Origin of the sequence: Exiguobacterium sp. s150, from assembly GCF_018618435.1 — a bacterium.
In the GTDB taxonomy this organism is placed as follows: domain Bacteria; phylum Bacillota; class Bacilli; order Exiguobacteriales; family Exiguobacteriaceae; genus Exiguobacterium; species Exiguobacterium alkaliphilum.
The window spans coordinates 27,843-39,625 of record NZ_JACSMC010000006.1; the positions used below are offsets into that span (position 1 = coordinate 27,843).

13 protein-coding genes are annotated in these 11,783 nt (G+C 49.6%); 6 read left to right on the forward strand and 7 right to left on the reverse strand.

Annotated features, from left to right (window positions below; all coding sequences use genetic code 11):
- Nucleotides 1-41: 41 nt before the first annotated feature.
- Nucleotides 42-824: a LysM peptidoglycan-binding and 3D domain-containing protein gene (locus tag KNP76_RS04985; RefSeq protein ID WP_034777617.1), complete on the reverse strand. Its 783-nt coding sequence runs from the start codon at nucleotides 822-824 to the stop codon at nucleotides 42-44.
- A 208-nt stretch (nucleotides 825-1,032) separates the two neighbouring features.
- Here KNP76_RS04985 and KNP76_RS04990 point away from each other — a divergent pair, with 208 nt between their 5' ends.
- On the forward strand, nucleotides 1,033-1,293 hold the full coding sequence (locus KNP76_RS04990) for a DUF1294 domain-containing protein (RefSeq protein ID WP_251137348.1): 261 nt from the start codon (nucleotides 1,033-1,035) through the stop codon (nucleotides 1,291-1,293).
- A gap of 140 nt (nucleotides 1,294-1,433) precedes the next feature.
- Nucleotides 1,434-2,234 carry a helix-turn-helix domain-containing protein gene (locus tag KNP76_RS04995; RefSeq protein ID WP_214843164.1) on the forward strand — a complete coding sequence of 267 codons (801 nt, stop codon included), beginning with the start codon at nucleotides 1,434-1,436 and terminating at the stop codon, nucleotides 2,232-2,234.
- Between the two features lie 32 nt (nucleotides 2,235-2,266).
- Here KNP76_RS04995 and KNP76_RS05000 read toward each other — a convergent pair whose 3' ends face one another.
- On the reverse strand, nucleotides 2,267-3,025 hold the full coding sequence (locus tag KNP76_RS05000) for a glucose 1-dehydrogenase (RefSeq protein WP_214843166.1): 759 nt from the start codon (nucleotides 3,023-3,025) through the stop codon (nucleotides 2,267-2,269).
- Nucleotides 3,026-3,219: 194 nt separating this feature from the next.
- Between KNP76_RS05000 and KNP76_RS05005 the strand changes: the two genes are divergently transcribed.
- Together KNP76_RS05005 and KNP76_RS05010 are read left to right on the forward strand one after the other, a co-directional pair.
- Nucleotides 3,220-4,077 carry an alpha/beta fold hydrolase gene (locus KNP76_RS05005; RefSeq protein WP_214843168.1) on the forward strand — a complete coding sequence of 286 codons (858 nt, stop codon included), beginning with the start codon at nucleotides 3,220-3,222 and terminating at the stop codon, nucleotides 4,075-4,077.
- Entirely contained in the window at nucleotides 4,074-4,613 is a 540-nt protein-coding gene (locus tag KNP76_RS05010; RefSeq protein ID WP_114166183.1) for a hypothetical protein, read from the forward strand. Before KNP76_RS05005 ends, KNP76_RS05010 begins: the two co-directional genes overlap by 4 nt.
- Before the next feature lie 33 nt (nucleotides 4,614-4,646).
- Here KNP76_RS05010 and KNP76_RS05015 read toward each other — a convergent pair whose 3' ends face one another.
- Entirely contained in the window at nucleotides 4,647-4,910 is a 264-nt protein-coding gene (locus tag KNP76_RS05015; protein ID WP_214843169.1) for an excalibur calcium-binding domain-containing protein, read from the reverse strand.
- 505 nt (nucleotides 4,911-5,415) lie between these two features.
- Between KNP76_RS05015 and KNP76_RS05020 the strand changes: the two genes are divergently transcribed.
- Together KNP76_RS05020 and KNP76_RS05025 are read left to right on the forward strand one after the other, a co-directional pair.
- Entirely contained in the window at nucleotides 5,416-5,631 is a 216-nt protein-coding gene (locus KNP76_RS05020; RefSeq protein WP_214792072.1) for a hypothetical protein, read from the forward strand.
- Between the two features lie 89 nt (nucleotides 5,632-5,720).
- Nucleotides 5,721-6,578: an AraC family transcriptional regulator gene (locus KNP76_RS05025; protein WP_214843171.1), complete on the forward strand. Its 858-nt coding sequence runs from the start codon at nucleotides 5,721-5,723 to the stop codon at nucleotides 6,576-6,578.
- 139 nt (nucleotides 6,579-6,717) lie between these two features.
- Here the strand turns inward: KNP76_RS05025 and KNP76_RS05030 are convergent, their stop codons facing one another.
- The 4 genes from KNP76_RS05030 to KNP76_RS05045 all read right to left on the reverse strand — a co-directional run bounded on the left by KNP76_RS05030 (nucleotide 6,718) and on the right by KNP76_RS05045 (nucleotide 11,646).
- Nucleotides 6,718-7,338 (reverse strand): hypothetical protein, encoded by a 621-nt coding sequence (locus KNP76_RS05030; protein ID WP_114166179.1) that lies wholly within the window; start codon nucleotides 7,336-7,338, stop codon nucleotides 6,718-6,720.
- Nucleotides 7,339-7,833: 495 nt separating this feature from the next.
- Nucleotides 7,834-8,112, reverse strand: coding sequence for a hypothetical protein (locus tag KNP76_RS05035; RefSeq protein WP_214843173.1), 279 nt, complete (start codon nucleotides 8,110-8,112; stop codon nucleotides 7,834-7,836).
- A gap of 177 nt (nucleotides 8,113-8,289) precedes the next feature.
- Nucleotides 8,290-9,744, reverse strand: coding sequence for a 6-phospho-beta-glucosidase BglA (gene bglA, locus KNP76_RS05040; RefSeq protein ID WP_214843182.1), 1,455 nt, complete (start codon nucleotides 9,742-9,744; stop codon nucleotides 8,290-8,292).
- Nucleotides 9,745-9,756: 12 nt separating this feature from the next.
- Entirely contained in the window at nucleotides 9,757-11,646 is a 1,890-nt protein-coding gene (locus tag KNP76_RS05045) for a beta-glucoside-specific PTS transporter subunit IIABC (RefSeq protein WP_214843184.1), read from the reverse strand.
- Nucleotides 11,647-11,783: the final 137 nt, after the last annotated feature.

Here is an 11,783-nt window from a genome sequence, read left to right on the forward strand (position 1 = left end):
CAAAAAAACACCGCGCCTGCGGTGTTTTTGGGGTAAATCGATTAGTTTAAGACTTTGATTGTGATTGATTTACGACCGAAGTTGAGCGCTTGCTCTCGTGTCGGCATCAAGATATCGATTTTGTTACCTTTGATGGCGCCACCAGTATCTCCAGCGATTGCTTCGCCGTAGCCTTCAACCCATACTTTAGAGCCGAGTGGGATGACTGAAGGGTCAACCGCGATGACTTTTTGGTTCGGGTTCGAGCGGACGTCGATTCCTGTTGCCGTGATTCCTGAGCATCCTGCACAGTATGGCGTGTAAGCCGTTGCTTCCACAGTCATCGTCTTACCTGAAGCCGGAGCTTGGGTTTGCGTTGTCGACGTAGACTGTTTCGTCACTGGTGCAGATGTTGATGCTTTTGGTTTAGCGGCTGGTGCGCTGTTCGCAACCGATGCTGCTTTAGCACCTTTTACAGAGAATTGTTGACCAGGGAAAATGAGATCTGAATTAAGACCGTTCCATGTCATCAACTGTTTGACAGATACGCCGTTGTTTGTCGCGATGCGATACAACGTGTCACCTGATTTTACTGTATACGTTTTTGAAGCGCTTGAAGCTTTAGCTTCTGACTTCGCAAGCTTCAATACTTGGTTTGGATAAATCATATTAGAGTTTAAGCCGTTCGCTTGTTTGATGTCATTAACTGATACACCGTTGTTCACGGCGATACGGTAAAGTGTATCTCCCGACTGAACTGTGTGTGTTGATGCTGCCGAAGCTGGAGCAGCGACTCCTAAACTAAGGCCAGCGAGTGCCGTTAGTGTCAATAGTGGTTTTTTCATAAGAATATTCCTCCCTTTTCTAACGCTCCCTTACTGTAACACCTGTATGTTTCACTGCCGTTACAGGCTGATATGAGAGTGATATCAGTTCAGTTACAGAAGCTTTCAAAGGGATGAGAGGACTCTGAATTTTTACAATCTAGATACAAATGGCTTTGTTGAGCCGTTTTCGACTATACTAAAGAGAAGAGAAAGGAGGTTTTAGTCTTTGGAACTATTACTGCTATATTACATTGTGACTAATTTACTAGCGTTTATGACATTTTTCCTCGATAAACGCCGTGCGAAATCAGGGGAATGGCGCATTTCGGAACGAACGCTGCTCATTCTTGTCTGGATCGGTGGGGCATTCGGCGCCTATCTCGCGATGCGCCTCTTCCGTCATAAGACATTGAAGCCGATGTTTCGAATTGGGGTCCCGATTGCCATCTTGGTGCACGCCGGGATCACGGGCTGGTTCATCTTTTGACGCCATTATATAGAGGGAACTTGTTCAATCGCCACGCAGAAAATTCCGATGAAATGTCTTGATAGACGCTTCGTGGTGAAAAAGAAGTGTGTCCATCCGGTGTTAAAACAAAATAAATGTTCAAATATTGAGGTGTTCGGATGAAAGTTGAAGAAAATCTGATTGATATCCAAGAGTGGACTGAAACGACGATTGACACGACGATCAAAGTGAATCCGCAGTTTCAAATCTGGTTAATCACGAACGGACAACTCGACCTGCTCGTCAATGGGACACGGTCTCGGCTCCGCTCCGGGATGGCGTTGATCTTAGACCGTGGACAAATCGTGAAAGTTGAACCGAAGGGAGAGCCATTTCGTTTGATCGTGATCTCCGTCGAGCCGTTTGACCTATTCTCCCCGCCGCTTGCGGAGTTGTACGTGACACCACATGCCGAGACGTCGCGTAGTATAGTGTTGCATCCGGCTGAACCGGATGACAAGGCCATCCTCGACATAATCGACAAAGTGATTCGCAGTCTGAAAAAGAAGTCCTCGTTCGCGTTGCTCGATGCGAGCTTACAACTCGCAGTCATTTGGCGCTATTGGATTCAACAGCCGCAAAGCAGAACGAAACATCATGTTCAGGAACGGATGCGTCTCATGCTCGCCTACATACATGACCATGACACGATGAAACTGACGCTCGAAGACATCGCAGCAACGGGTGGTCTGAGCCGGGCGGAATGTTGCCGCTACTTTACAAAATGGGGCGACACATCGCCGCTCGCCTATGTCCAAGACATCCGGATGCAACGAGCCGCCCGTCTGTTATGTGAGACGGACAGTCCGGTCGCTGAAGTGGCAAACCGGTTTGGCTTTACGAGCGTGAGCCATTTCGTCCAGACGTTTAAGAAAGTGCATCATCAAACACCGCTCGCGTTTCGCAAGCAGAAGACATAACAAAAGCCGACAATCGTGTCGGCTTTTTCTCGTTAACGGGCGGTCCACCCACCGTCCGCTTTCAAGACGTCGCCATTGACGAAACTCGAATCGTCGGAGGCGAGGAACAACGCGACCTTGGCAATTTGCTCCGGTTCACCCATCGGTGCCTCCCCTGCCCCTTGGATGGCCCGCATCCCGAGCTCGCTCGGCGCGGTGATGGTGGCGCCGATATTCGTATTGACCCCGCCCGGTGCGATGGCGTTGGCCCGAATCTTGTTGAACGTACCGTACGTGGCGGCAATATTTTTCGTCAGGCCGATCAGTGCGTGCTTCGAGGCGACGTACGAGGCGCCGCCCCGTGTCCCGAACAGGCCACCGACCGAGGCGTTATTGATGATGACGCCGCCCGTTTCTTGCTTGTCCATGATGTTGATCGCGGCCCGGGCCAGTTTCATCGGTCCGGTCAAATTGACGGCGATGACACGGTCCCACACCTCGTCGGTCACTTCGCCGACGGTCAAAAAGTTGTCCATGATGCCGGCATTGTTGACCAAGATGTCGAGCGAACCGAACGTGCTCTTCGCCGTCTCGACCATCTTGTCGATATCTTCCTGCTTTGTGACGTTCCCGGCGACGCCGCCGGCTTCCCCACCGCTCGCTTTAATCTCTGACACGACTGTTTCGACCGAATCCGCGTTCATGTCGACGGCGACGACGCGTGCCCCTTCCTCGGCAAACAGTTTGGCGATCGCCCGACCCATTCCTGACCCGGCCCCGGTGACGAGCGCCGTTTTACCCGATAATTTCACACCGCATTCCTCCTTGTTGAGACAACTCAAGAGCGACAGTGAAAACGACATGTGCAACCTGCTCACGTGTCAGTAGTCTATACCCGGATTTGGAGGGAAACGTGTCTCTGTTTGGAAGAATCTGCTTTTGTTCCAATCATCAGTCACGTACAATGAAAAGATACAGATATTGGGAGTTGAAAGGTGGGGTTCAATTGAATCGTTATCATGCAGAAGTGCTCGGGAGCGGGACACCCGTGCTATTTTTACCGGCCGGGGGATTCACTGGGGAGGAAGGCCGTTCGCTCGCTGAGGCGTTGCGCAACGACTTCGAAGTTCATTTGTTAGATTTGCCAGGGTTCGGGCGAAGTGAAGGGATTAAGCAGGCCGTGACGTTCGAACAGTTGGCGGATTGGGTCAACGACTACGTCGTCACACATCGAATCAGACCCGTCCATGTGATCGCGCATTCACTCGGCGGCGCGGTAGGTCTCGCTTTCGCCGCTTATTATCCCGAGCACGTGGAGCGGCGAAAGCGAGACCAAGGCCATAAGACGTTCCCGCGCGTTCCGTTGAGAGAACATAGGGTGTTGGGCCTTGCCGTCCCGCTCCTGAGCGGACTTTATCGTCTGTTCGGACCTCGACTCGTCCGGAAAATCGAGACAAAAATCATTTCAGACAACGTGTCAGCTCCGATGCCAGAGGAACAGGTTAAGGCATTCTGCGCACAGACAGGTCTCACTGAACGAGACGAGATTCGACGTGCGTTGGACGCCCCGGCTAAGCTCGGTCGAGGCGGATTGAATCTGTTGTTCGGCTTCTATCAACTTGCCGTGCCGCAGTTCATGCGTTCACTTCAAGTCCCGACGTTGCTTATTTACGGCGATTTTGTCGGACTGGACGACAAAGAAGCCCGATTGACGAAGTCAGCCATGATGGACCTGCAACGGCATGAGCTGTCAATCACTTACATACGAATGACAGGCGGCCACTTCGTCCATTGGAACCCGGCGTTCCCGATTGAACAGGTACGACAATTTTTACAAGTCGAGAAAGTGAGCGGTCTGTCATGAAGCGTCAGCAAAAAATTGTCCTCATTATTGTGTTCATGTTGTTGTTATCAGCCGGAGTGGCATGGGGAGTCGAGTCGACCAAACAGCCACAGTTGCCCGAAGGAGCGGAACCGATTCTCACCTACCCTGTTGATGACCGTAATATGAGTCTTCGCTTTTTCACGAACAGTTACACCGTCGAGGAATGGAGTGAAGAGCCGGTTGCGCAAGGCATAGGTCTTGAACTTACTGTCGACAATCAGGTTCAGTCGGTTACATCTGAATCGCTGTCCGAGGCAGGTCTCACGTGGTCGACTTTCGGCCAATCGTGCGGAGATCCGTCAGCATGTTCCCCGTACGATATCCTTTACGGGATGAACCACGGCGAGACGACAAGAGTCGTCGTCGAGTTGAACGGGGAAAGGTTCGAACCGGAACTGTTGAAGACGAAGGCCGGGAATGACGTTTGGTTCGTGCTCGTCGACCAAATCGAGTCGATTGAGTCTATCACCGGCTATGATTCTGAAGGGGAAGTATCTTACCGCTTCAACAACTAAAAAAGAGACGGAGGACGGCTGTCCTCTCATCTCTTAGCGCTCGCAGGCGATACCGTCCTTGTCACGGTCTTTTGATTTGTTCGCTTCGTATAACGAACTGTTGGCGTAAGGCTTGTACTTTGTCTTACCACCTTTGTTTTTCGTCGTCTTCGTTTTGGCGACACCGCCTTTGTACGTCTTATTCAGTTCGGTGCAATTCTTAATTTTTTTCGGTGCGGCGTCCACGGTTTCTGACGGTGCGACGCTCAGCGTGAACAACGCGATGCCCGCGATGGTCGCGCGAAGTAGTTTCTTCATGATTGTTTCCTCCTTGATCACAAACGATATGCGTTACCATTCTCGTTCATTATAGGAGGGATTAGGATAACTAACCTGATTTATAAAATATTCAAATGAAAGGACCATCACATTGACCTTATCACCGTTTCATATCGACAATAATAATGAACAACTTTATCAAGGGAATTTGCTTGTTTCGGAACACGAGATAGTTGAACCGCTTACTTTGGAGTTCATCGAACGGTTGGTGTTTGGTCCTGAGGCCATCAAGTGTTTGATCACCCGACACCATTCTTCGCGGCGGATCCAGTTAGAAGAACAGCCACTCGACCAACTACAGACATTGTGGGACAAGACATTCAAACACCAGATCACCTTTGATCATGCGTTTTCTCTTGACGACTTTCCGAACGGATCTTGTTGGACGATACGCGTCTGGCAAGGACACGACTGTTGGTATCTCGTCTTTACCGAGCATCACTGATTTCATTGTTAACAAACCCGCAAAGAAAGGGAATTAGTTATGGACTTACTTATATTGATGCAGGACCGGGCCCTCCCGCTACTGTTGCTCGCACTGTTTCTCATGCTGAACGTGGTGTTTGTCATCGCGATTTGGAAACGACGTCTTCACTTCTCCAAAGCATTTCTCGTGTTCGCGAGCTCTCTCGCATTCCTCCTCATGACGTCGTCGGTCATCCTGATCCTATTCACAACGTTCATCGGCTACAACCAGTGACGTCTGCTATCCGATGACATCCGTATCGAAATCATCGAGTCCCCTTACCATGTTCGAAGTATGATGAATGCAGAAAGGAGGGAATGCTGATGCTTGAATCACTGAACCGATTGATGGACCACATCGATCAACATTTAACAGAAGACATCACGAGTGAGGATATCACACGCATCGTCGGGGTATCCGACTATCATTTTCGACGCATGTTTTCCTACATGGCCGGGATGACGCTCAATGAATATATCCGAAATCGTCGGCTGTCAGAAGCGAACAAGGACTTGATTCATGGGAAATCGGTCACGGACGTGGCGTATACGTATGGATACCAATCCGTCGACGGGTTCTCGCGAGCGTTTCGAGACTGGTGTGGCTTTTTACCGTCTGAAGTGATCAAGAACAAGATTCAAAAGTCATTCCCGAAATTCACTTTCTACATCGACATCAAAGGAGGAATTTCAATGGAATTCAAATTAGAACATAAACCTTCATTCAACGTCGTCGGCGTGTCCAAACGCGTCCCGATTCAATTTGAAGGTGTGAACAATGCAATCGTCGAGTTGGCGCAGTCAATTACGGAACAACAACGAAGCGAGATGCATCAATTGGCGGACCTTTATCCAAATCAAGTGCTCAACGTGTCGTACGACTTCGATGAAGGCTATTTGGACGAAACGGGTTCACTCACGCACATGATTGGCTTCGCGACGACACAAGATAATCCGTACGAGGATCTTGAACAAATCACGATTGCGTCGAACCTGTGGGCCGTCTTCCCGAATACCGGCCCGTTCCCGAAGACGCTCCAGGAGACGATGGCCAAAACGTATGCCGAATGGCTGCCGACGTCTGGGTACGAACTGGCCGACTTGCCGAGCATCTCGTTCACGAAGCATGATGGACCATCGGACAACGTCTATAGCGAAGTGTGGGTAGCGGTGAAAGAATAAACAGTCTCCTAGTCAAAAACGCCCTCTCTAGAGTTAATATCTAGGGGGGCGTTTTCGACTCGTTTATAATTCATTCGTTAGAGTAGTTCATTGGTTTTGTGTGTTATAAATCCTGAATTGTCTACTTCAAGTCGTGTTTTCAATCCATTTCTTTAAGTTCAATCATTCGATCTTTTAAAGTCATAAATTCTGATTCGTAATCGCCTAAAAGCAATTCCACTTCAGAGAAAGGACAGAATGCAGCACCATTACTAAAGAAAATTACTAAATGATTTGTAATGTCATATTTCTTTTTCTTAAAGACTCCCCATTCGGCACCATCTATTCTTTGCCTCAAACACTCGCCAAAATATAAACCTAAATCCATTAATAATTTGTAATCGTGAATGTCTATCATATTTATAGCGGCGTGATTCTCATTTTTTATTTTTAGCAACGAGGCTAGAAATTTCCTTTTTGATAATTCGTATGGCGCAGCATTTTCAAGGTTACAGTTTAATAGTTCTTCCTCCGTATATTCTGAGAGTTTTCTGATTTCCAGATTTTCTATGGCCCAATCAAATACTTCATCCATGACTTGATCACTAAATATTTCTTTATGCTCTACTACGCGGTTTAGTGTTGTTTGTTTTATTAAAACCCATATTCTAGTTTCTAGATTAGTCATCATGTATTCGAAATATTGATTTAACAATTTTGGAGTAAGTTCTTCATATCTTACACTAAAAAAAATTGGAGTTTTAAGTACAGGGTATTCCACTTGATGTCCCTCCCGTTATGAATGGTGATTGGCTTAGAGTTATTCATACAATGACAGTTACTGTCGTTTAGTCATAGCGTTCTATATCTCCGAGATGGCTTTGCTTCCTTAGTCCCTTATTTGTTTATAAATGTCGATTGTTCCTTTCAGGACATCAACTCGCGCATTCCAATTTCGAACTTTGGAATGGATCGTGAACACGTCATCGGACTCCCAACTACTCGTTCCGAAATATAATGAGAACGAATTAGGGTTCGCGATTTCTTCAATCACTTTTGCTTGGAATAACCTCATCCCCTTTTCATAAACTTCAATCCAAAACGTAGCACCTGTCACAGAGACAATCAATTTAAAAACAGCTATCCGATTTCGTTTTTTATTTGATTATGGAGTTTTATTTAGCAAAATGACCAACTTGTAGTCATTCATTTCGATTTGCCTCAAACATTGTTCGATGATGTCAGAAATCGCTTCTCTCTTACTGAACGTATGTACTTATAATAGTGGTACGAGCACTTCACGAACGAGCTCAGCGAAATGACGAAACTTCTCTTTCTCGTCAAGAATCATTAAATAATTCTCATAGTTGAACGTTTTACTCGTGAACTCATGGACCAGCACCTGATTGTCTGTCTCATCAAACGTATGGTGCATATATGACTTCGTCTCATGTGCCACTAGAAGCTCTATCCCAACGAGTTCGTCGGATGTGAATCGGACCTCGTCTTGCTCGATGAATCGAGACAGATAATTCGCAAGCAATTCTTCAAACACGTATGACGAGTGAATCTCGGTGATGTGTCGCTTCCTCCAGTTCCGATCATGTGGTTGATTAAGAGTTGTACCTAAACGAATTGAGATATGTCTCATGGAGTGCCCCCATTTCTTTCTACTTACCATCATACAAAAACTCCCTTTGACTATCACTTAGAAAGTCAAAAGGAGTCATTTTTATTTTGTCACTTTGTATTCCAACGCTTCCCCGTTCGTCTCGATGACGTGCTTGTACCAATCGAACGAGTCTTTCTTCATCCGCTCCATCGAGCCGTTGCCTTCGTTGTCACGATCGACGTAAATCATGCCGTACCGTTTCTTCATCTCGCCCGTCGTGAACGAGACGATGTCGATGATGCCCCATGGCGTGTAACCGATTAAATCGACACCATCATAGACGACCGCCTCTTTCAACTGCTCGATATGCGCCTTCAAGTAGTCGATACGGGCCGTATCATGAATCTTCCCGTCAACAATCTCATCGACGGCGCCGAATCCGTTCTCGACGATGAAGAGCGGAATTTGATAGCGGTCATACAGTCGGTTGAGCACGTAGCGGAGACCGACCGGATCAATCGCCCATCCCCAGTCGCTTGACTTGATATACGGGTTCTCGACGCCGTTCGGTAGACCGCCGTTGACGATATCGCCGCTGTTGTCGGCGACGACGTCACTTTTTACAGTCGTCGACATGTAGTAGCTGAACCCGAGGTAGTCGACGGTCCCGTTTTTCAAGATTTCCTCGTCCCCTTCTAAGAACGGGATCGTATAGCCTTCACGCTCGAACTCGTTCAAGGCGTAACTCGGATAGACGCCACGCACTTGCACATCCGGGAAGAAGTAACGCTGACGCATCATCTCTTCCGCGAGCATGACGTCGTCCGGGTTCGACGAGTACGGATAGATCGGTACGTGGGAAACCATCGCCCCGATCTCGAAGTCGGGGTTGATCGCCTTCCCTTTCGCGACGGCGAGGGCGCTCGCAATCAACTCGTGGTGGCCCGTCTGATACATAACTTCACGCGCGTTCTCGCCTTCTTCGACGATGACGCCTGAGTTCGTCCATAAGAAGAGCGGGTTGTTGACGTCCATCTTGTTGTTGATCTCGTTGAACGTCATCCAGTATTTGACCTTGTCTTTGTAGCGGTCGAAACAGACCTCGGCGAAACGGACGAAGTGGTCGACGACGGCACGGTTGCGGAACCCGCCGTACTCGCGTGCGAGGTGGAGCGGCATCTCGAAGTGCGACAACGTGATGATCGGCTCGATATCGTGCTTCAACAGCTCGTCGAACAAGTCGTCATAAAACTTGAGACCGGCCTCATTCGGTTCTGTGTCGTCCCCGTTTGGGAAAATCCGGCTCCAGCCGATCGAGGTGCGGAGACACTTCAAACCCATCTCGGCGAACAACGCGACATCCTCTTTATAGCGGTGGTAGAAATCAATCGCCTCATGGTTCGGATAAAACTCGTTCGGCTCGACTTTGTCTGTGATGCGACGCGCGACGCCGTGGGCACCGGCCGTCAAGACGTCGACGACGCTCGGTCCTTTGCCGTCGGCGTCCCAGCCACCTTCAAATTGGTGGGCAGCGAGCGCGCCGCCCCATAAAAAGTCGTTTGGTAATGTTTTCATTGTAGTTCCTCCTTAATTGTTCACAACCGTGAGCATCGCTTGTGTTGTGGCTGTCTTTTCGTTTGATTGAACGAGCACATCGGCGTATGTCGCACTGTTCGTCACGATGACCGGTGTAATCGTCGAGATGTTATGGGCTACGATCATGTCACGGTCGAACGTCGTCAACACATCGCCCGCTTTGAAGGGATCCCCATCCTTCACATGCACGGTGAACGGTTTCCCATCGAGCGTCACCGTATCGAGACCGACGTGAATCAAGAGCTCGATGCCTGAGTTCGAGCGGAGCCCGATGGCATGTTTCGTCGGTGCGACCATGACGACCGTCCCGTCAAACGGGGCTACGACGTTATTCCCGTCTGGCTCGACGGCGTAACCTTTCCCCATCGCCCCGGAGCCGAACACGTCGTCCGGGACGTCGTTCAACGCGAGGACTTTCCCTGACACCGGTGAGACGATCGTCTCTTCCTGAACGAGCGTCGCACTCGCTTCCGCCGTCGCCGGTGTTTCTGCCACTTCTGTCACTTGTTTCGCCGTATCTTCTCCAAAACCGAAGAGTTGAATCAAGACGACCGGGAGAATGATGGCGATGGCCGTCCCGATCAACAGTCCCCAGATTGACGAAGGGACGTCCGAGCTGATCCCGTTCACGAGCGTGAGCGGACCTGGAAGACCGGCATAGGCGAAGTAGTACGGGTTGAAGAAGCTGGCGACGATGGCACCAATCGCACCCGAGATACAGCCGAAGATGAATGGCTTTTTGAAACGGAGCGTGACCCCATAAATGGCAGGCTCGGTAATCCCGAACAGACCGGTGATTCCCGCCGAGACGCCGACTTTTTTCGTCTCTTGACTCTTCGCTTTCAAGATGACACCAAGCACGGCGCCGACTTGGGCGATGACGGCAATCGTTTGATACGCCTGGAACGAGTCGCGGCCGTATAAATCAAAGTTCGCGAGCACCATCGGCGTGACGCCCCAATGGACACCGAAGATGACGACAACTTGCCAGAGGCCACCGATGATGGCACCGGCGAGCATCGGCGCGTTCTCTGCTAAGAAGTTATAGCCGTTCGCAATCCCGACCGCACCCATCGTCGTGATCGGTCCGATGACGAGGATCGTCAGCGGCACCATGAGTACCAAATTGAAGAACGGGACGAACAGTGGTCGAATGACCTCGTTCATATGTCGGTTCAAGAACCGCTCGACGTAAGATAAGATCCATACGAGAAAGAGCGGAGGCAAGACGGACGACGTGTACGTCGTTCCCGATAAGGCGAGCCCGAGAAAACTGATCGTCTCCCCTGACGTGATGCGTGCTGCCATCTCGGCCCATGTCGGACTGACCAATGCCGCGCTCGCCGCCACGGCGATGAACGTGTTCGTCTTGAAATGCTTCGACGCGGTGATGGCGATAAAGATCGGCAAGAACGTGAACGGCGCCCACGAGATGAAACTGAACACTTCGTACGTCCCGGTCTCGGCGAACCCTTCGAAGAGAAGCGTCGTGATGATGAGCGTCCCCTGCAAAATCCCCGCGGCCGCTAAAATATAAATGAACGGAGCGAACACGGCAGACATCGTCGCGATGATACGGTTGAGGACGGTCCCTTTATTGCCTTCTTCCGTCTCATTCGTCTCCATTTTCACGAGTTTCGAGAACTCATCGAACACTTCCCCGACATGTTGCCCGATGACGACCTGGAATTGACCACCCGTCTCGACGACCGTGATGACCCCCGGCATCGCCATGACTTTCTCTTTCGCTTGCGGATTCGACCGTTTCAACACGAGGCGAAGCCGTGTCGCGCAACGCGCAGCATTGATGACGTTCTCTTCCCCACCGACCGCATCTAAAATGTCACGGGCGAGCTTTGAATAATCCCGAACTTTACTCAAGTGAAAACCCTCCTTTGATATAACGCTTACATTTTGTACACTCTTACTATAATTGTACCGGTACAATTAATCAAGACCGATATAAAATATTTGTGTGACCATTCTTTTAACGGTCGTATGATATAATAGGGGCACCA